The sequence below is a fragment of the Pseudomonas sp. F01002 genome, assembly GCF_004402115.1.
Classification (GTDB): Bacteria; Pseudomonadota; Gammaproteobacteria; order Pseudomonadales; family Pseudomonadaceae; genus Aquipseudomonas; species Aquipseudomonas frigoris.
Window position 1 is genome coordinate 91,329 of record NZ_SOPU01000037.1, and the last position, 18,789, is coordinate 110,117.

Sequence of the window (18,789 nt, forward strand, 5' to 3'; positions counted from 1 at the left end):
CTCATGTAAAAAATTCTAAACGCCGCACGTCCGATCTTCAGGATTTACACGGTGCGCAGGACTGATCTGGCACTCTCGTGCCCAAGAAAGGCCCAAAAATAAAGGCTGAGAGGCCAGGTGTTCGCTATTGACTTCACTTTGCCGTTCGGGTTGACTGGGCTCGCAACAAGGTAGTGAACATAATAATTAACAGCTAATAGGTGCATCATGTCGGTCCCTCTGCGTACCGTTCAACTCAACGAAGCAAACGCATTCCTTAAGAAATATCCTGAGGTTTTGTACGTCGACCTTCTGATTGCGGATATGAACGGTGTGGTGCGCGGCAAGCGCATCGAACGCACCAGTCTTCATAAGGTTTACGAAAAAGGCATTAACCTCCCGGCGTCGCTGTTTGCCCTGGACATCAACGGTTCTACGGTGGAAAGCACCGGCCTGGGTCTGGACATCGGTGACTCAGACCGAATCTGCTTCCCCATCCCGGATACGCTCAGCATCGAGCCTTGGCAGAAGCGCCCGACCGCGCAACTGTTAATGACCATGCACGAACTCGAAGGCCAGCCGTTCTTCGCTGACCCTCGCGAAGTGCTGCGTCAGGTCGTGAGCAAGTTCGATGCAATGGGCCTGACCATCTGCGCCGCGTTCGAACTCGAGTTCTATCTGATCGACCAGGACAACGTGAACGGTCGTCCGCAATCGCCACGCTCGCCGGTGTCGGGCAAACGTCCGATGTCGACTCAGGTGTATTTGATCGACGATCTGGACGAATACGTCGATTGCCTGCAAGACATCCTCGAAGGCGCGAAAGAGCAGGGCATCCCTGCTGACGCCATCGTCAAGGAAAGCGCCCCGGCGCAGTTCGAAGTGAACCTGCATCACGTCAATGACCCGATCAAGGCCTGCGACTACGCGGTGTTGCTCAAGCGTCTGGTGAAGAACATCGCCTACGACCACGAGATGGACACCACGTTTATGGCCAAGCCGTATCCGGGCCAGGCGGGCAACGGTTTGCACGTGCACATTTCGATTCTCGACAAAGAAGGCAACAACATCTTTGCCAGCGAGGATCCCGAGCAGAACGCCGCACTGCGTCACGCGATCGGCGGTGTGCTCGAGACCCTGCCGGCGCAGATGGCGTTCCTCTGCCCGAACGTCAACTCGTACCGTCGTTTCGGCGCGCAGTTCTACGTGCCGAACTCGCCGAGCTGGGGCATCGACAACCGTACCGTTGCGGTACGTGTGCCGACCGGTTCGCCGGACTCCGTGCGCATCGAGCATCGTGTAGCCGGCGCCGACGCTAACCCGTACTTGCTGATGGCGTCGGTACTGGCCGGTATTCACCACGGCCTGACCAACGAGATCGAACCGGGCGCCCCGGTTGAAGGCAACAGCTACGAGCAGAACGAGCAGAGCCTGCCGAACAACCTGCGCGATGCACTGCGCGAACTGGACGACAGCGAAGTCATGGCCCGTTACATCGACCCGATGTACATCGACGTGTTCGTGGCGTGCAAGGAAAGCGAGCTGGCTGAGTTCGAGAACTCCATTTCGGACCTTGAGTACAACTGGTACTTGCACACGGTTTGATGAGCCAAGTGGTGTACGCATTCTCTGCAGACACCAACAATCAAATGTAGGAGCGGGCTTGCTCGCGAAAGCGGTGGATCAGTCAACACTGATGTCGCCTGACACACCGCCTTCGCGAGCAAGCCCGCTCCCACAGGGGATTGCATTGCAAGTTTCAACTGACGGGCATCAGCCTGACGATCACTTATTCCTCTGCGTCGAGTCACAACCATGACAAACACTCGCAGCGACTGGGAGCAACGCTTCCAGTCCTTAACACTCGAAGGCCGCGCATTCATCGACGGCCAATACTGCCCGGCACTCAGCGGCGACACCTTTGAATGCATGAGCCCGGTCGACGGTCGCTTCCTGGCCAACGTCGCCAGCACCGACGAAGCCGACGCCAATGCGGCGGTCGCCGTTGCACGCCGCACCTTCGAGTCCGGCATCTGGGCGCGGTTGGCACCCGCAGAACGCAAGCGCATTTTAATTCGCTTCGCCGACCTGATCCTGGCCAATCAGGAAGAACTCGCCCTGCTCGAAACCCTCGACATGGGCAAGCCGATCAACGATTCCATGAACATCGACATTCCAGCGACCGCCAACGCGATTCGCTGGAGCGCCGAGGCCATCGACAAGATCTACGACGAAGTCGCCGCCACGCCCCACGACCAACTCGGCCTCATCACCCGCGAACCTGCCGGTGTGGTCGCCGCCATCGTGCCGTGGAACTTCCCGTTGATCATGGCCAGCTGGAAGTTCGCCCCAGCCCTCGCGGCCGGCAACTCGTTCATCCTCAAGCCTTCGGAAAAGTCGCCACTGACCGCGATTCGCATCGCCCAACTGGCGCTGGAAGCGGGCATCCCGAAAGGCGTGTTTAACGTCCTGCCGGGCTACGGCCACACCGTCGGCAAGGCGCTGGCGTTGCACATGGACGTCGACGTGCTGGCCTTCACCGGCTCGACCGCGATTGCCAAGCAACTGCTGATCTACGCCGGGCAAAGCAACATGAAACGCGTCTGGCTCGAAGCAGGGGGAAAGAGCCCGAACGTGGTGTTCGCCGACGCGCCGGATCTGCGCGCGGCAGCACAAGCGGCGGCGGGGGCGATTGCCTTCAACCAGGGCGAAGTCTGCACCGCCGGTTCGCGCTTGCTGGTGGAGCGTTCGATTCGCGAGCAGTTCATTCCGCTGCTGGTGGAAGCGCTGCAAGCCTGGAAACCGGGGCACGCCCTCGATCCAGAAACCACCGTCGGCGCAGTCGTCGATCAGCGTCAACTGGACAACGTGCTGCGCTACATCCAGGTCGGTAAAGACCAGGGCGCGCAACTGATCGCGGGCGGCAGTCGCACCCTCGAAGCCACCGGTGGCCTGTACGTGGAACCGGCGATCTTCGACGGCGTGACCAACGCCATGACCATCGCCCGCGAAGAAATCTTCGGCCCGGTGCTGTCGCTGATCACCTTCGACACCGAGGAAGAAGCGCTGGCCATCGCCAACGACAGCATCTTCGGCCTGGCGGCAGGCGTGTGGACCAGCAACCTGAGCAAGGCGCACACCTTCGCTCGTGGCTTGCGCGCCGGCAGCGTCTGGGTCAACCAGTACGACGGCGGCGACATGACCGCGCCGTTCGGCGGGTACAAGCAGTCGGGTAACGGTCGGGACAAATCGCTGCATGCGTTCGACAAATACACCGAACTCAAAGCGACCTGGATCAAGCTCTAACACCTCTACAACGGCGGCCGCCGGCACATGCCAGCGGCCATCGGAGAAACCTATGAAACAGACACATGTAAACAGCTACTACGCCGCCACCCGCAACTTCACCGGAGACTTCCCGGTGCTCGAACAAGCGGTGGACTGCGACGTCTGCGTGATCGGCGCCGGCTACACCGGTTTGTCCTCGGCCCTGTTCCTCGCCGAAGCGGGCTACAGCGTGACCGTGCTCGAAGCCGCCAAAGTCGGTTTCGGCGCCAGCGGTCGCAATGGCGGCCAACTGGTCAACTCCTACAGCCGCGACGTCGATGTCATCGAAGAACGCTACGGCGACAAAACCGCCGAAGTCCTCGGAAGCATGATTTTCGAAGGCGCCGACATCATCCGTCAGCGCATACAACACTACGACATCCAGTGCGACTACCGCCCGGGCGGCATCTTCGCTGCGCTGAACAAAAAGCAACTCAAAGGCCTGGCCGCGCAGAAAAGCAGCTGGGAACGCTACGGCAACAAGAACCTGAAAATGCTCGACGCGGCGGACATCAAGCGCGAAGTGGGTTGCGACAACTACGTCGGCGGCCTGCTCGACATGCAGGGCGGCCACATCCACCCGCTGAACCTGGCCCTCGGCGAAGCCTCGGCCATCATCGGCCTGGGCGGCAAAATCTACGAACAATCCGCCGCCGTGGAAATCACCTACGGCGAACCGATCACCGTGCGCACCGCCAAAGGCATCGTGCGCGCCAAGTACCTGCTGATCGCCGGCAACGCCTACCTGCCGCAAGACCTCGACAACCGCGTCACGCGCAAAAGCATGCCGTGCGGCTCGCAAATCGTCGTCACAGAGCCGTTGTCGGAAAAGGTTGCGCGCAGCCTGATCAAAAACAACTACTGCGTCGAAGACTGCAACTACCTGCTCGACTACTACCGCCTCACTGCCGACAACCGCTTGCTGTACGGCGGCGGCGTGGTCTACGGCGCCCGCGAACCGGACGACATCGAGCAACTGATCAAGCCGAAAATCCTCAAGAGCTTCCCGCAACTGAAGGACGTTAAAATCGACTACCGCTGGACCGGCAACTTCCTGCTGACCATGTCCCGCATGCCGCAATTCGGCCGCATCGAGAAAAACGCCTACTACATGCAAGGCTACAGCGGCCACGGCGTCACCTGCTCGCACCTGGCCGGCAAACTGATCTCGGAAATGATCCGCGGCGACGCCGAACGCTTCGATGCATTCGCTTCGCTCCCGCACATGCCAATGATCGGTGGCCGCACCTTCCAGGCCCCACTCACCGCCATGGGCGCCGCGTATTACGCGCTGCGTGACCGATTCGGCATCTAACCCCAGCGCAATCCCTGTGGGAGCGGCGGTGCGACGATTCGACTTGCTCGCGAAGGCGGCTTAACATCCAACAATGATGTAGCTGACACACCGCCTTCGCGAGCAAGCCCGCTCCCACAAGAGATCCATGGCATACACAAAATCTGTGACCAACCAGAACCAAACTGTGGGAGCGAGCTTGCTCGCGATGAGGCCATACCAATCACTATCAATCCCAACTGACCCACAGAAATCGCACCTGCATTTCTCAAGGCCAAACCCCCTGACTTCAGGCCGAAACAACCTTTTTACCCAACCATTTATCGAACCTGCTGAGCAACACAACCAAACGTGATTTAATACCCGCCTTTCAAATTTCCGGGACAGGGAAGCGGTATCTTCGCGGCCAAAAGTCGCCCGCCATCCACCCCCATAACCCTTAAGTATTCCTCGCATAAGGCTGTCATGGACACGGGCTCACGACTCAAATTAGTACGCGAAAGCTACAAACTCTCCCAGCGCGAGCTGGCCCGGCGTAGCGGCGTCACCAATGCCACCATCTCCCTGATCGAACAAAATCGCGTCAGTCCCTCCGTCAGCTCCCTCAAAAAACTGCTCGAAGGCATCCCCATGTCTTTGGCGGACTTCTTTACCTTTGATCAGCCTCCGCGTGAGCATCAATACGTGTTTCGGGCTAATGAACAGCCGGATCTCGGGCGTCATGGATTGCGGTTGCTGCTGATTGGCGCTTCGGTGCCGAGTCGGCAGATGCGCCTTTTGCGCGAGCAATACGCGCCTGGGGCGAGTTCGGGGGAAGAGCCGATTGTGCACTCGGAAGGGGAGGAGTGTGGGCTTGTTACCCGTGGCACTGTGGAGCTGACTGTTGATGGGCAGATTAGTGTGCTGAATGCCGGGGATGGGTATTACTTTCCGACGACGCTGCCGCATCGGTTTCGGAATATAGGGGCGGATGAGGCGGAGATTATTAGTGCGAATACGCCAGCTAACTTCTGATACCTGATGATAGAAGCGGCGGGGGGCCGCTTCTCCCGTTCATACATCTCAGAGGCTTTTACTGAACCATTGTTTATCCAACTCTCTCAACGTCATTTCTGGCGTCAGTCGCAGCGCCGCTCTAAACGCCTTGATTAGTTCGGCGTAGTGGTTAGCGATGTCCTTGACCTGGCGGTTGCTATACGTTTTAACGCTGATGCCGGCGCCGTTGAGGGCCCGACGGTCCAGAACGGGGATGAGATCTATGAAGTGCGCTGCCAATAGCGCTGAAGCGTAAGACGGCCCCAGACCTCGGATTTTACTTTTCGGTTTTGTTGTTAAAGCGAGGAAGTCTGTGCAGCGACCAGTCAGTTGAGTCAGCTCCTCTTCTGTCAGATTATTCAGAGGCTTTTTCTTAAATGTTGTTTCGATCTCCTTTAGAGCAATTTCGTAGTATTTCAGCTTCGCGGACAGCGTTGCCATCGGCTCTGTTATAGAAGCGTTTCCACCCTTGAAGTTGCTTACGTGCAGGAGGTCGACCAGCGAAAGCTCCCAGGTTAACTTCTTGTTGCGAATGTGCTCCTGGAAATGGGACATGGCCTCATTCAGCATCTCCCAAGTTGTTTCAGGTTTTCTCGCCATATTTGTATATTTCCAGCGCCAATGAACAACAGTAACGGAATAGATGACAGCGCTCAATCGGCCAGCGCGCTCAAGGCGTCGGCAGTGATAACCGATCCAGTGCACAGTCTTTGGCTGGTGATTGCTTAGCCTGAAAGAGTCGAGCTCCGGAATCCAGATCAACGATGTTGATCTGGCAGCCGCTCATGACATTGGGGCCTTCGGCGATGCCGCCCTTGATCACATAGCGGGCGCCCGGCATGAACTCACTGACAAAAACCACTGTGCATCTGCGGTTGCCGCTGGCCCCGCCCTCCAGCATCAGGTGGATCGGTTTGCCCGCTTCAATGGCTCGAAAACCTTCGGGTTTCGATGGGGGCCCGCCGCTGACCGAGAATAGTTCCCGAGCGGGTGTCACGGGTACCGACCTGCCGTATTTGCAGGCCATGGTCGGCGCTGCGCTAAGGGTCAGGTAGTTGCGACGGTTGGTCATTGCGTCCATTTCACTGCGAATTTGCGCTTGGGGGGCATTGGCAGGGATTTCGTATTGCGGGATCGGGGAGCAGCCCGTAATCAGAAGCAGGAGCGAGCCTAAATACAACGGTTTCATGGGCGTTTCTGTCCGTAGCGGTTTGGGTGAAAAATATTAGAATTTACACGGAGGAACATGGTTCTGATGGTTTTCTCCAAGTGTAAAATTCGGAGTCTCCAGCATCCCTGTTTTTAAGTGTTTTCGTCCGACTCGTACGATACGTTTGGATAATCGTAAAAGGTGACAGATCTATTAATAAATAGATCTGTCACCTTTTATCGTGCGCATGAAAGCGACCGCTCGGTTTTCACACAACGCTAGCACGATTCAGATTGCTCATATGTCCGATGCCGGCGGCCTTCAAACGGCTGACCAGATCTTCGCGTGCTGCTCGCCCACCCGATCGGACATATTCAAGCTCCGATGCGGTGATCAATACCATCGAAACCAACCTGACCGGAGATAACGGCATGTCATCCAGTCGGGTCGGGAAATCCGGTTCCAGGGCTCCCAGCAAGACGCCTGTACAGTCGTCTTCGGTCACGAAGTTTTTGGGGAGTTGATCGCTCATGTGGTGCGACAGGCTGAACCCGGGAATTTCGAGAGATAGCGTACCGTACTGATCGAGCCGCTCGGTGACTCCTCCAGCGTCGGCCACCGTTTTGGCAACGTGTTCCAACAGTTCGAATGCCCAGCTGTTTTTTAATAGATCGATCTCACCGAGTGATCCACGCGCGTGCTCAGGGATGTCAGCTGTTTCCATGAACAACTCCATCTCGAAACCATTGCCCATCCCTTCAACACCATCGAATGGATCTGACAGGCCGTCGGTGGCAAGGAGTATCGAGTCACCACGGCGAACCACCCGGTAAGCCTGACGAGTCGAGGGCCAGTCAGGGCCACCCCTGAAACTCGGACTGATCATATAGGCAATGACATCCCGCTCGACGGTGCCGACAGAGCGCCAATGACGATCCAGGCACGCTTCGCCGGCGAGTCGCGCCGCCAGATTGGCCGCTTCAGCCTCGTTCAACTCACCGAAAGCCACCAGTTTCTGGAATGCCTCGATTTGCGGTTCGGCCTGGAGGTCTTGGGTGACAGGGCTTCTTAGTGAGTCGAGAAGCTTCTTAAAGAAATTCATGTGCGTTCCTTGCCGGGTGTTGGCATTGATGTGAAAACGCGGAAGCAGATTGTGCTTCCACTTCAACGGTTCTATTGGGGCTAATGGCCAGGCAACTCAAGATTCCACCACCTCAATCGTCCATTCGCCCTGCACGTTCCGCGTGACGTATTGGAACGGCACAAACATTCCATACGCTTCGAGGTAGACGTAAATGTCGGTGCTGTATTGGTAGGCATCTCTTGTGCAACTGAGTACCTTGGCAGTCCCGGTCAAACTCGGGTGATACGTGCTGGCGGGTTTCTGCGACTGCACCTCACAGCTGTATCTGTCGTCGACCTGCACCAAGGTTCTGGGACCTTTCCCGCCGTTGGTGGATTGAACCAGCATTTCCTGCGCCGTGTATCGCAGGAGTGCGCCGACCGGCATGTTCGCCCAATCGCCCTGGAAGCTGAGGTTCGTCAGCGCCTTTTTCTCGATCGTTATCTCACCTGCACGAGTTCTGTATTTACATTCAGCCAAGTCAATCAGGCCTCGGAAAGTGGCTTTGACCCACTGACTTCCTTGCTTTTTAAAACGCTCCGTCAGTTGATTGCCCGCCTCGCCAGAAAGATATTTCGAGTCACGCTCCATGAATCGCACGGTGTCATCTGAATACTGTCTTGGCACGGAGTTATCCTTGAACACCCGGCGCAGGTGCTGAATGCTTTTCTCCGGTTTGGGCATATTCAATGCCTCGATGGCTTTCAACACCGGGGCGGCAACGACGGGGGCCGGTAATTCGAAAGGCGACTGCTCACGCCCTTCAAATTGTTTGTATTGGTCCAGCGACTGCGGTTTGCCACAGGCCACCTGAACCAGCTGACGCTCATCGACTCCGAGGCTTTGCAGGCCGATGGCTTTAAGATCTGTCTGCATGTTTCCAGCGAGCACACGACTGTGGGTATCAAGGTAGAAACGGCTTAACGCGGTCAGTTGTTGCAGAGCGCAGTTGGCCGTCCACCGCTGGCGTACCTGCCCATACAAGACTTTTTTGCCGGGCACCAACATCTCGCCGGGTAGTACCCGAGCCGTCCAGAAAGTGACCTCATCACCTTTTACTTTCAGGTTGCTGCGGTCGATCATCTGCCAATCCTGATGCTCGGGTGCCGAGAACACGCGCCATTGAGGAGGTGTTGTCTGGGCACACACCTGCTTCAACTGCGCACTTTGCAGGTACTGGCTCTTTTGTTCAGCAGGCAATTGCCAGGATTCAACCGAACGCCCCCGCGGGTTGGCGGCGAATAGCGACATTCCCTCTTTGCTGCGGTAAGCCATTTGCGCATCGGGCTGGCTGCAGTTGGCGTCGAAACGTGCCAGATAGTGGAGTTCCGGACTTGGGGACGAAGCCACTACATAGGTGATCCGATCTCCCTCGCGCACGATCGAGTTCGGCTCGGGTGTCTCGAACATCACACTGTTGAAAACCGCAAGACCCGGCTGGGCCTCAGGTGTTGTGATTTGAGCGGACGCGGGCTTTGTCGCTTGGCATCCAGAGAGGATCAAGGCAGCGGTAAGCAGTGAAAAAAGGCTGAAAGGGTGGGGCGTGGCATCCATGCGGGTGTACTTCATCGAAAAAGTGATGGCATATTAACATGAGTGCTGGCTGCCAAATAGGGCGGCGCTTATAGAGACGATATTGTGTTCGTGCTGTGCTGATAGAGAAGACAATCCTCTCGGTAACTCGACAGTACTGAACAAAACAAAAAAACCCGCTGCTCAGTGCGGGTTTTTTACGACTCAACTCTGATCACTGACTCTTTGGTACATCAAACCCACGTTGCTCAATCACCCGAAACACATCACTCACATCCTGGACCAGGATCCGGGCGATGTTGGTGACGGTGTTGATGTCGTTTTCGGCGTAGTCGGGGAGGCTGGTGCAGGCCATGAGGTTGAGGTACTTGAGGACGGCGCTGAGGCGTTCGCTGACGCAGTTGTGGAGTTCGCGGAGTGGGGCGTCGCTGTCGATGAGGAGGACGGGGTAGTCGGTGGCGAATTGGGACATGGGGGTGAAGCGGCGAGGCGGATTGTTCATTGTCATTGGATAAGATTCTTTATGAAGGGGATGAACTGCCACCTTTTTGCTGCGAAACAAAATGGGTGGCAACTGTGCGCGGGTTCGCAGACCAGGAAAGAATCAAACCTGGCAGACTCGAAAGTCTCCCACGCACAGCCGCCATAAACTGCGACGCAGGCGAAGCTCGCCTGGGTGTCTTATGACGGTGCCGGCTGATTCTATTCTGTAGGGCTGCGAAACCCAATCGCTAACTGCGGTCAGCGACGCGTCGAATATAGGCGTCGATTTTGGTGGCTGCAAACGGGGGTGTAGGACGTAAATCCGTGTTTTGTGGCTGAAGGCGGAGTCTGTATTCGGCTGAGAAACAATCGGGAATCAAAGGTTGTTTAGTGTCAGGTGGACCTTGCGTGGCGGGTTTGCGGCTGCTGCGCAGCCGAACGCAGGCTTCGCCAGCTGCTACAGGGGTTGGGTGTTGTTTAACTGATCGGCAGGGTTTGGGTCGGCTTCGCCGGCCAGCGGGAGCAAGCTCCCTCGCCACAGAGGGTGGTTTCCTACAAGATTTTCGGATCGGAAGATTAGAAGATTTTGGCTTTCGGTAGCTTTTACGCTGATCGAATGCCTGGAAACAACAAAGCCCGGAATCTTTGGGGCTTTGTTGATTGAGTTTGCGCACTTCCCAAATTCTTACCGCATTGCCTCCGACATCATTGTCCAGCCTGCGGCGAATGCGGGTTGTGTTCGGTGTGTTTCGGTCCCGCCACTGCCCATGCCACCACCCCAATCAATGGCACGAACACGATCACCACTATCCACAAGAGTTTGTTGCTCGATTTGCCTTCGGCTTTGCGCACTCTGTTGATTGCCCATAACTCGACGAGCAAAAGAATTGCTGTGAGTACGATCCAGATGGTTTCGGTTTGCATGAGTCACCCTCCTGATAGTCATTCAGTTAGGTGAGCGGGTGTGGGCGGGGTTCATTAAATTTCGGGGTTTTGTGGGGAGGGCGGGTAAAGCGAAAACGGGTTTGCTCGCGAAAGGTGTGACAGTCGACATGGATGTTGACTGTCAGGTCCTCTTCGCGAGCAAGTCGAATCGTCGCACCGCCGCTCCCACATGGGATTGGGGGTTTAGTTAGATCGAGTTGGCGAGTTTTCCGGTTGAGAGGCGGCGTTTGTAGGCGGTGTCGCGGTTGGCTAGCCAGTAGTAGAGCGGCGAGGTGATGAGCAGGCCGACCAGCCAGGACAGGTCCGCGCCGTTGATGTGTTCGGAGATGGGGCCGACGTAGAGTGGCGTGTTCATGAAGGGGATTTGCACCACGATGCCAATCGCGTAGGCCAACAGCGCCTGCGGGTTGTACCGCCCATAGATCCCGCCATCCACCTTGAAGATCGAGCCGATGTCGTACTGACCTTTATGAATCGCGTAGAAGTCGATCAGGTTGATCGCGGTCCACGGCACCAGCACTACGAGCAGCACCAGCACCATGTCGACGAAGTGGCCGATGAAGTTGGCGGAGGCGCCGACGGCGGCGAAGCAGCAGGCGGCGAGGACGATGACCGAGAGGACGGCGCGGCTTTTGGCGGTGGGGATCCAGCGGTAGGCGAAGGTTTGGATCAGGGTGATCAGCGACAGCACGGCGCCGTAGAGGTTGAGGGCGTTGTGGCTGATGACGCTGAGCAGGAACAGCACGAGCATCAGTGGGCCGATGGAGCCGGTGGCGAGTTTGACGGCGTCCATGGTGTCCATGCCGACGGGCGTGGCGAGGACGGCGACGGCGCCGAAGATGAACGAGAGGCTGGAGCCGAGCACGGTGCCCAGATACGTGGTCCAGAACGTTGCGGCCACGGGCACGTTGGCCGGCAGGTAGCGCGAGTAGTCGGAGACGTAGGGTGCGAAGGCGATTTGCCAGAGTGCGGCGAGGGAGACGGTGGCGAGCCAGCCGGAGATGTTGAAGCTGCCGCGGGTGAGGAAGTCGGCGGTCTGCACGTGGGTGAAGATGTAGCCGAAGCCCAGCACGATGCCGGCGCCGAGGACCCAGGTGCCGATGCGGTTGAGCACGTGGATGAAGCGGTAGCCGATGATGCCGATGATGCCCGAACCGAGGGCGCCGATGACGATGCCCACCGGCACCGGTACGCTGTCGACCACGCCGTGCAGGGATTTGCCGGCGAGGACGATGTTGGAGGCGAAGAAGCCGATGTACATGATGCCGGCGATCAGCACCACCAGCAGTGCGCCGAGGGAGCCGAACTGGGCGCGGCTCTGGATCATTTGCGGGATGCCCATCTGCGGGCCTTGCGCCGAGTGCAGGGCCATCAGCACGCCGCCGACCAGGTGGCCGACGAGGATGGCGACGATGCCCCACACCAGGTTCAGGTGGAACATCTGCACGCCGAGGGCGCCGGTGACGATGGGCAACGGCGCGATGTTGCCGCCGAACCAGAGGGTGAACAGGTCTTTGGTTTTTCCGTGGCGATCTTCGGGCGGCACGTAGCCGATGGTGTGTTTTTCGATGAGCGGGGCGGAGGTTGTTGCTGCGGTAACCATGACGGACTCCAAGGCAAAAGTGAGTACGTGGACGTACTTCGGTGAGCGCCGCGCGGGGCGACGCTTTTCTTGTTGGAGTTGATGATGTGCGGTGGGGAGTGAGAGATAAATTAGTAAGTTTGTGGGTATAGACGTTAAAAAATGTATGCCAGTGGGGACGGTGAAAAACCTGTGGGAGCGGCGGTGCGACGATTCGACTTGCTCGCGAAGGCGGAGTGTCAGTCGACAATGATGTTGGCTGACACTCCGCCTTCGCGAGCAAGCCCGCTCCCACAGGGAATTTTTGTGGGTTCAAAATCTTTGCTATTCGCTGATTGATTGCAGCATTCGATGGAGCATGACGTCGCAGGCTGTGAGTTGTTCGAGGCTGACGAATTCGTCGGGTTTATGGCCTTGATCCATGCTGCCGGGGCCGCAGACGACGGTGGGAATGCCTGCTGCGTCGAATAGGCCGCCCTCGGTTCCGAAGGCTACGGTGCCGAACTCTCGGGAGCCGCAGAAAGCAGCAATCAACTCAGCTGCTTCACTTTGCGCATCCGTCGCCAACCCGGGATACGCCGACAACTCGCTAAATCGAATCTCACTCTGTTCACTCACAGCACGCATGCGCGGCAATACCTGCTGTTCGGCATAGGCCTTCAGCTCCTGCGCAACTTCGCTCGGATCATGCGAGGGCAGGGCGCGGATTTCGAAGTCGAAACGGCAATCGGCGGGGACGATGTTCAAGGCTTTGCCGCCGGAAATGACGCCGGTTTGCACGGTGCTGAACGGCGGATCGAAACGGGCGTCGTGATGCTCGGGCGCTTTGAGCCGGTTGCCAATCCGCCTCAGTTCACCGATCAGTTCGGCGGCGTACTCGATGGCATTGACTCCGAGTGGGGCGTACGCCGAATGGCACGCTTCACCGTGAATATCGCAGCGCATCGCCAGTTTGCCTTTATGGCCCAGCACCGGTTTGAGCTCGGTCGGCTCACCAATGATGCAGAGCATCGGTTTGACCGGGCGCTTTTCCAATTCCGACAGCAACGAACGCACACCAAGGCAACCGACTTCCTCATCGTACGAAAGTGCGATGTGCACCGGCAGCCGCAGCGTGGCTTTCACCAGCGACGGGACCAGCGCGAGTACGCAGGCTATGTAGCCTTTCATGTCCGCCGTGCCGCGACCGTACAACTTGCCGTCGCGCTCGGTGAGTTCGAACGGCGCGACGGTCCACGGCTGGCCGTCGACGGGCACCACGTCGGTGTGCCCCGACAGCACGATGCCCGGCCGGTCCGCCGGGCCAATGGTGGCGAACAGGTTGGCCTTGCTGCGCGGCTCGTTGTAGACCAGCTCGCAAGGCACGTCGAAGCGTTCGAGGTAGTCGCGGACGAACTCGATAAGGTGCAGGTTTGATTCGCGGCTCGTGGTGTCGAACGCCACCAACGTTTTCAGCAAATCGAGGCTGTTGCTCATCGGTCGTCTCCGGCAACGCCGTAGCCAGGGGATTTGTCGGGGGCCAGGGCGCGGTCGATGTAGTCCTGAACCTGTGGGCGATAGGCGTCCCACAATTTCTCAAGCTGGCCGATCGGGTCGTGATCCGCCCAGTCCACCCGCAGGTTGATGATCGGCCAGGTCAACTCGCCGACCACCACCACCGCCGCCGAATGCACCGGCCCGGCTTCGCCGCCCGCGGCGATGGCCGCTTTCATGGCCGCGAGCAAGCGGTCGGTCAGTTGGCCCTCGCCATGCTCGAACGCCTCGACCATGGCCTCGATCACTGATCGGTCCGCCAGCATGTTGCCGGCAGCGACGCATTGATTGCCGGACACGGCATTGTGGTTGCCCAGGGTTTGCGAACCGCTGAAATGCGCGGTGCGGCCGAGATGGTCTATCGCCGTGATCTGCCGATATTGGCTGTAGCCGTTGCGGGTCAGGACCTTGTCCAAAGCCTCGGCCGGCGTGAGGCCTTGTTCCATGAGGGCAAGGGCTTCCGGGCCGAGCGACGGCAGGGTGATGTTTTGTGTGGAGACGGCGCCGACACCCGGCAGCAGCCAGGGGCAACGGGCGCCGACGGCGATGCTGGAGGAACTGATCGCAATGCCGAACTGACCGGTTTCGGGGCAACGGGCGGCGATGGAGAAGGTCATGGTTTTGCTCCTTGGTTAGCGTTGGCGAAATGGGTGTCTGGGCGGGCCCCTTCGCGAGCAAGCCCGCTCCCACAGGGATCTTCAGTGGCCACAAGTATGTGAACGACGAACAACCTGTGGGAGCTGGCTTGCCTGCGATGGCCGCGACTCGGTCTTACCTGCTTACTCAGGAATCACCGCAATCACATCAATCTCCATCAACCACTGCGGCTGCCCCAACGCCGACACCACCAGCCCGGTCGAGATCGGAAACACCCCTTTAAGCCACTTGCCGACTTCCTGATACACCGGCTCGCGGTAACGCGGATCGATCAGGTAAGTGGTGGTTTTCACGATGTGGCTGAGGTCGCTGCCGGCCTCTTCCAGCAACTGTTTGACGTTGCGCATGGCTTGCTCGGTTTGCGCACGCGGGTCACCGAGGCCCACCAGGTTGCCTTCGAAGTCGGTACCGACCTGGCCGCGAACGTAAACGGTGTTGCCAGCCCGGACCGCTTGGCACAAGTCGTTGTCCAGGCTCTGGTTCGGGTAGGTTTCTTTGGTGTTGAACATGCGAATACGGGTATGAGTTGGCGTGGACATTTGAAGCTCCTGAAGAAGAAATTAAGCACTAACCGTTGCTTTATGGGCGGCCGGGACGGTTTCAGTCTCGCGTTGCGCGGCATCGTGGTAGTCGAGGTATGAACGCTGGATGGCGATGTGGTCAGCCACGTACTTGGCATCGTGCCAAACGCCCCAGATGAACGAAGACCCGCGACGCGACTGCCACGGCAGGCCGAGGAAATACACGCCAGGCTCGCTCGACACGCCGCGCTGATGCGCCGGTTTGCCGTTGTCGTCGAAGGCATCAACCTTGAGCCAGCTGTAATCCGTGGCAAAACCGGTGGCCCAGATGATCGAGGTCACGCCGGCCTTGGCCAGGTCGAGCTCAAGAATCGGGTTAGTCACGCATTCCGGATCGGAAAAGGTAATGCGCGCTTCAGGCTCTTCCGGCAGGTCCAAACCGTTGCGTTCGATGTAGGCATCGGCGGCATTGAGCAACGCCAGATAATTCTCGTCGCCGCGCGCCAGGTTCTCGGCAAGGTTCGGTTGAAAAGTCGCTACGCCGCCGTTGAACGATTGGGTCAAACCCACCAGTGTCATACCGCGATGGGCCAGCCCACGGAAGTCCACCGTGCGGCCGCCATGGGCACCGCTGACCGCGATGGTCACGTGTTCCCGGCCGGGTTTCATGGCCGCCTGATCCCATTCGCCGAGCACACCCAACCACCAGCAGAAATCACGGTTGCGATAAGCGCGGGGAGGGCGATCGTGTGCGCCGACCGAGAGGTAAACCTTCTTGCCGGCACGCTGCAGTTCATCGGCGATTTGCACGCCCGACGAACCGGCGCCGACCACCAGAACCGCGCCTTCGGGCAGTTGCGCTGGATTGCGATAGTCGGCCGAGTGGATCTGCAGGAATGGCTGATCTTTCGGCGCGATCGGCGGGATAACCGGACGCTGGAAAGGCCCGGTGGCAGCCACCACGCGGTTGGCTTCGATCACGCCTTCAGAGGTTTCGATGGTGAAGCCCGGCCGACCGACATTGCGCTCAACCTTCAGCACATCCACGCCAGTGCGGATCGGGGCGTTGAATTTCTTGGCGTAGGCTTCGAAGTAGTCGGCGACCCGCTCTTTCGGGGCAAAGTCATCGAGGCTGAGGTCGTCGAAATCGAGACCGGGAAAACGGTCGTGCCAGGCCGGACCGTTGGCCACTAGCGAATCCCAGCGGCCGGTGCGCCAGCGTTCGGCGATACGGTTACGCTCCAGCACCAGGTGCGGCACGCCAAGTTTGCTCAAGTGTTCACTCATGGCCACGCCAGCCTGACCGGCGCCAACTATCAGCGTATCTGTTTTTATTTTTTCAGTGGTCATCTCTATACCCTTCGAAGTTGGATTTAGGTCGGTAACGGCCTGCCATTTCTTGGGGTCAAGACTAGGGATCACCCTGGTATCGGTAAAATATTATTAAGCTGGCATTTGAGTATAAATAACTGATGCAGAGCGTTTGGTTCGGTGGCTCTCCCTTTAAACGCTAGGCGCTGGCATCGGCTTCATGCTCGTCGGCGAAGGCCATGAGCACCTCCAGATCGAGTACATCCAGCTTGATTCGGGAAATAAAAGCGGAGAAGGCCAGGTTGGCGGCGAGCAGACGCAGATCGGAGGCCCAGGCCGGGACATGGACCGGCCCCTGGAGCCAGCCGGACTCGAAGAGCGGGGCCAGGCGCACGGTATCGCCCAGACTGAGGCGCCCGGCGAACAAATGGCCCACCAGTTCCGGCCGGTTGTCGCGGATCGCGATGCGCAACAGGGTATGCACGCCGAGCAAACCGGTCAGGTAGGCGGCATCCTTGGTGAACGCCGAACCGCCGCGCAGGTCGGCGCCGCGGAAAACCCGCTGGGTCGAGCGGAAGGACTCCTCTTGCGACTGACCGGCGGCGAGAAAGCCTTCGAATACCTGAATGAAGTCGGCGCCATCCAGCGCCTGCTGGACCGCGAGCACGCGCAGGGCGAGGCGGCGAAGGCGGTTAATGTCCATGCTACCGGTGAACAGCTCGGCCAGGGTGGCGATGCCCTCCTGGGTCTGGGTCGTGCGTGGTGCCCCCAGGCCCAGGCTTTTCAGGTTGGGTTGCAGGGCGCCGTTTTGTGCCGTGGCGACATGCACGAAGGCCTCATGCTGCAACAGCTGGTTCTTGTCCAGTTCCGAGAACAGCGCGCTGGCACGCAGGCGGATGCGACTGGCCCCGGCGATGGCCTTGGCGGCCAGGGTCGGATCGAGCACGACGGTGATCCGGCCCGGTCCGAAGAAGCGGTCCAGTTCCGGCTGCATCCAGGCGGCGAAGACCTCGGCCGGGATTTCTGCCGGGCACGGTGGAATCCGCGCACCGCCCAGAAGGGCGTCGGTGGTCTTGAGGAAGAATTGGGCCGCGTCCAGCATGCTCAATTTCTGGCTCGAGTAATAGAAGTCCGGGCGCCGGTACAGCGCTGACGAATACTGAGTAAAGGCGGGTGTACCGATGGCACCGAGCATATGCCCCGCCGTCGCATAGCTGCGCGCCGTCATGGCGAGGTGGCGCCCGGCCGGATGGCCCTCATCGCAGCGGCCGATAAAGGCTTCGAGGGCGGCGATATCGGCGCTGTGGTCGTGCGGGCGCAGCTCGACCTTGGGCAGTTCTGCCTGCCCGGCGCGCCAACGTGCCAGGAATACTTCCTCGACCCCATCCGGCCAGGCCAGGGCATCCAGCACGCGGATCTTGCGGGCCAGACCGGGCAGGGCGGCATCGAGCTCGGACAGGGGAGTGGCACTCACAGACATCACCTTGGGAGACGAGGTTCGTCGCAAAAGTTTAGTCGTTGTCGATGCATCCCGTTGTGAGAGGTCACGCCTGAGCTGTATCTATTGGAGTGAAAAGGCTCTCTGGTCAGGTATCGATTCACTGGAAGCTCTGGAGCTGCGAACTCTCGACGATGGACGGCTTGCGACAGAAGACCAGGCCAAAAGTCTGCCCAATGATCAGGTGCCTGGTGACGAGTTTTTTTATACGCAGGATTGGGATGGAATGAGAAAGACTAAATCTGTATCAACTATGTCAATACCAGCCTGTGAAAGCAGCGTAGTAACCTGGCCACGGTGATGGGTTTGATGGTTGAAAAAATGCATGACCAGGCTGTAAAAATCCTTATCGGACACTACACCTTTCATGCTGGCGTAATGGAGAGTGTGGTCCAGATCGGACTCTGTAATAGAGTGAGCCCATTCGACAATTATCTGATCGAGTCTCTCTCGATGCACTGAGAGCTCTGGAATAGTAGAGAACAACAATTGGTCGAGGCTTTTCGGATCGCAAAGTTGCCTCACCGACTCCAGTGCCGAGTGGTCCGCTGGATGCTTGGCGAATCGCTTTAGCCACACAGTGTCTCCGATCGCCACGTGGTTTAGCGTCCCGAGAATAGATTTGAAGAACGCTTTTCTATCGGCTGAGAGCTCATCATCGGACAAGCAACTGGTTGCCCCATAGATCTTTGCGTTCATCCATTTGTTATAGGTCGCCATCAGGCAGATGTGTTCGGTGCGGCTCATGTGTTCATCCTTTGAGTATGTGTTCGCACTATCCATGCGAGGCCGGGATGTTATCGCCTCCAATGCGGAGC

General features: G+C 58.5%; 17 protein-coding genes. 4 read left to right on the top strand and 13 right to left on the bottom strand.

Annotated elements, in window-relative coordinates:
* Positions 1 to 207 precede the first annotated feature (207 nt).
* The 4 genes from E3W21_RS28345 to E3W21_RS28365 all read left to right on the top strand — a co-directional run bounded on the left by E3W21_RS28345 (position 208) and on the right by E3W21_RS28365 (position 5,614).
* Positions 208 to 1,584 carry a glutamine synthetase family protein gene (locus E3W21_RS28345; RefSeq protein WP_056745147.1) on the top strand — a complete coding sequence of 459 codons (1,377 nt, stop codon included), beginning with the start codon at positions 208 to 210 and terminating at the stop codon, positions 1,582 to 1,584.
* A 210-nt stretch (positions 1,585 to 1,794) separates the two neighbouring features.
* On the top strand, positions 1,795 to 3,285 hold the full coding sequence (locus E3W21_RS28355) for an aldehyde dehydrogenase (RefSeq protein ID WP_134422914.1): 1,491 nt from the start codon (positions 1,795 to 1,797) through the stop codon (positions 3,283 to 3,285).
* Between the two features lie 52 nt (positions 3,286 to 3,337).
* The gene (locus E3W21_RS28360) at positions 3,338 to 4,621 is read left to right on the top strand and encodes an FAD-binding oxidoreductase (protein ID WP_134422916.1); all 1,284 of its coding nucleotides are present in this window, start codon (positions 3,338 to 3,340) and stop codon (positions 4,619 to 4,621) included.
* Between the two features lie 444 nt (positions 4,622 to 5,065).
* Positions 5,066 to 5,614 (top strand): cupin domain-containing protein, encoded by a 549-nt coding sequence (locus E3W21_RS28365; RefSeq protein ID WP_007895886.1) that lies wholly within the window; start codon positions 5,066 to 5,068, stop codon positions 5,612 to 5,614.
* A 48-nt stretch (positions 5,615 to 5,662) separates the two neighbouring features.
* Here the strand turns inward: E3W21_RS28365 and E3W21_RS28370 are convergent, their stop codons facing one another.
* The 13 genes from E3W21_RS28370 to E3W21_RS28430 form a co-directional block, all read right to left on the bottom strand.
* Positions 5,663 to 6,292, bottom strand: coding sequence for a hypothetical protein (locus E3W21_RS28370; RefSeq protein ID WP_134422918.1), 630 nt, complete (start codon positions 6,290 to 6,292; stop codon positions 5,663 to 5,665).
* 13 nt (positions 6,293 to 6,305) lie between these two features.
* Positions 6,306 to 6,824 carry a hypothetical protein gene (locus tag E3W21_RS28375; protein WP_134422920.1) on the bottom strand — a complete coding sequence of 173 codons (519 nt, stop codon included), beginning with the start codon at positions 6,822 to 6,824 and terminating at the stop codon, positions 6,306 to 6,308.
* Positions 6,825 to 7,053: 229 nt separating this feature from the next.
* A complete protein-coding gene (locus tag E3W21_RS28380; RefSeq protein WP_134422922.1) occupies positions 7,054 to 7,887 on the bottom strand; it encodes a suppressor of fused domain protein in 834 nt (277 codons plus the stop codon).
* A gap of 96 nt (positions 7,888 to 7,983) precedes the next feature.
* Positions 7,984 to 9,462, bottom strand: coding sequence for a hypothetical protein (locus E3W21_RS28385; protein WP_134422924.1), 1,479 nt, complete (start codon positions 9,460 to 9,462; stop codon positions 7,984 to 7,986).
* 193 nt (positions 9,463 to 9,655) lie between these two features.
* Positions 9,656 to 9,949 carry a fructose-bisphosphate aldolase gene (locus E3W21_RS28390; RefSeq protein WP_134422926.1) on the bottom strand — a complete coding sequence of 98 codons (294 nt, stop codon included), beginning with the start codon at positions 9,947 to 9,949 and terminating at the stop codon, positions 9,656 to 9,658.
* Positions 9,950 to 10,629: 680 nt separating this feature from the next.
* On the bottom strand, positions 10,630 to 10,848 hold the full coding sequence (locus tag E3W21_RS28395) for a PLD nuclease N-terminal domain-containing protein (RefSeq protein WP_134422928.1): 219 nt from the start codon (positions 10,846 to 10,848) through the stop codon (positions 10,630 to 10,632).
* A gap of 208 nt (positions 10,849 to 11,056) precedes the next feature.
* Positions 11,057 to 12,472, bottom strand: a complete 1,416-nt coding sequence (locus E3W21_RS28400) for a cytosine permease (RefSeq protein WP_134422930.1) — start codon at positions 12,470 to 12,472, stop codon at positions 11,057 to 11,059.
* A gap of 303 nt (positions 12,473 to 12,775) precedes the next feature.
* Positions 12,776 to 13,927, bottom strand: coding sequence for an acetylornithine deacetylase (argE, locus tag E3W21_RS28405; RefSeq protein WP_134422932.1), 1,152 nt, complete (start codon positions 13,925 to 13,927; stop codon positions 12,776 to 12,778).
* Positions 13,924 to 14,601: a DUF1028 domain-containing protein gene (locus E3W21_RS28410; protein ID WP_134422934.1), complete on the bottom strand. Its 678-nt coding sequence runs from the start codon at positions 14,599 to 14,601 to the stop codon at positions 13,924 to 13,926. The genes argE and E3W21_RS28410 overlap by 4 nt, the downstream gene beginning before the upstream one ends.
* 162 nt (positions 14,602 to 14,763) lie before the next feature.
* Complete coding sequence (locus E3W21_RS28415; protein ID WP_008027166.1) at positions 14,764 to 15,180, bottom strand: RidA family protein; 417 nt, start codon at positions 15,178 to 15,180, stop codon at positions 14,764 to 14,766.
* Positions 15,181 to 15,201: 21 nt separating this feature from the next.
* A complete protein-coding gene (locus tag E3W21_RS28420; RefSeq protein WP_134422936.1) occupies positions 15,202 to 16,512 on the bottom strand; it encodes an NAD(P)/FAD-dependent oxidoreductase in 1,311 nt (436 codons plus the stop codon).
* A 160-nt stretch (positions 16,513 to 16,672) separates the two neighbouring features.
* The gene (locus E3W21_RS28425; protein WP_134422938.1) at positions 16,673 to 17,947 is read right to left on the bottom strand and encodes a flavohemoglobin expression-modulating QEGLA motif protein; all 1,275 of its coding nucleotides are present in this window, start codon (positions 17,945 to 17,947) and stop codon (positions 16,673 to 16,675) included.
* A 228-nt stretch (positions 17,948 to 18,175) separates the two neighbouring features.
* Positions 18,176 to 18,718 (bottom strand): DinB family protein, encoded by a 543-nt coding sequence (locus E3W21_RS28430; RefSeq protein WP_134422940.1) that lies wholly within the window; start codon positions 18,716 to 18,718, stop codon positions 18,176 to 18,178.
* Between the last annotated feature and the right edge of the window lie 71 nt (positions 18,719 to 18,789).

What these genes read in the sequence shown, in the direction of transcription:
- E3W21_RS28345 (WP_056745147.1), top strand. Translation starts at nt 208, where the DNA reads ATGTCGGTCCCTCTGCGTACCGTTCAACTCAACGAAGCAAACGCATTC.
- E3W21_RS28355 (WP_134422914.1), top strand. Translation starts at nt 1,795, where the DNA reads ATGACAAACACTCGCAGCGACTGGGAGCAACGCTTCCAGTCCTTAACA.
- E3W21_RS28360 (WP_134422916.1), top strand. Translation starts at nt 3,338, where the DNA reads ATGAAACAGACACATGTAAACAGCTACTACGCCGCCACCCGCAACTTC.
- E3W21_RS28365 (WP_007895886.1), top strand. Translation starts at nt 5,066, where the DNA reads ATGGACACGGGCTCACGACTCAAATTAGTACGCGAAAGCTACAAACTC.
- E3W21_RS28375 (WP_134422920.1), bottom strand. Translation starts at nt 6,824, where the DNA reads ATGAAACCGTTGTATTTAGGCTCGCTCCTGCTTCTGATTACGGGCTGC.
- E3W21_RS28380 (WP_134422922.1), bottom strand. Translation starts at nt 7,887, where the DNA reads ATGAATTTCTTTAAGAAGCTTCTCGACTCACTAAGAAGCCCTGTCACC.
- E3W21_RS28385 (WP_134422924.1), bottom strand. Translation starts at nt 9,462, where the DNA reads ATGGATGCCACGCCCCACCCTTTCAGCCTTTTTTCACTGCTTACCGCT.
- E3W21_RS28390 (WP_134422926.1), bottom strand. Translation starts at nt 9,949, where the DNA reads ATGACAATGAACAATCCGCCTCGCCGCTTCACCCCCATGTCCCAATTC.
- E3W21_RS28395 (WP_134422928.1), bottom strand. Translation starts at nt 10,848, where the DNA reads ATGCAAACCGAAACCATCTGGATCGTACTCACAGCAATTCTTTTGCTC.
- E3W21_RS28400 (WP_134422930.1), bottom strand. Translation starts at nt 12,472, where the DNA reads ATGGTTACCGCAGCAACAACCTCCGCCCCGCTCATCGAAAAACACACC.
- argE (WP_134422932.1), bottom strand. Translation starts at nt 13,927, where the DNA reads ATGAGCAACAGCCTCGATTTGCTGAAAACGTTGGTGGCGTTCGACACC.
- E3W21_RS28410 (WP_134422934.1), bottom strand. Translation starts at nt 14,601, where the DNA reads ATGACCTTCTCCATCGCCGCCCGTTGCCCCGAAACCGGTCAGTTCGGC.
- E3W21_RS28415 (WP_008027166.1), bottom strand. Translation starts at nt 15,180, where the DNA reads ATGTCCACGCCAACTCATACCCGTATTCGCATGTTCAACACCAAAGAA.
- E3W21_RS28420 (WP_134422936.1), bottom strand. Translation starts at nt 16,512, where the DNA reads ATGACCACTGAAAAAATAAAAACAGATACGCTGATAGTTGGCGCCGGT.
- E3W21_RS28430 (WP_134422940.1), bottom strand. Translation starts at nt 18,718, where the DNA reads ATGAGCCGCACCGAACACATCTGCCTGATGGCGACCTATAACAAATGG.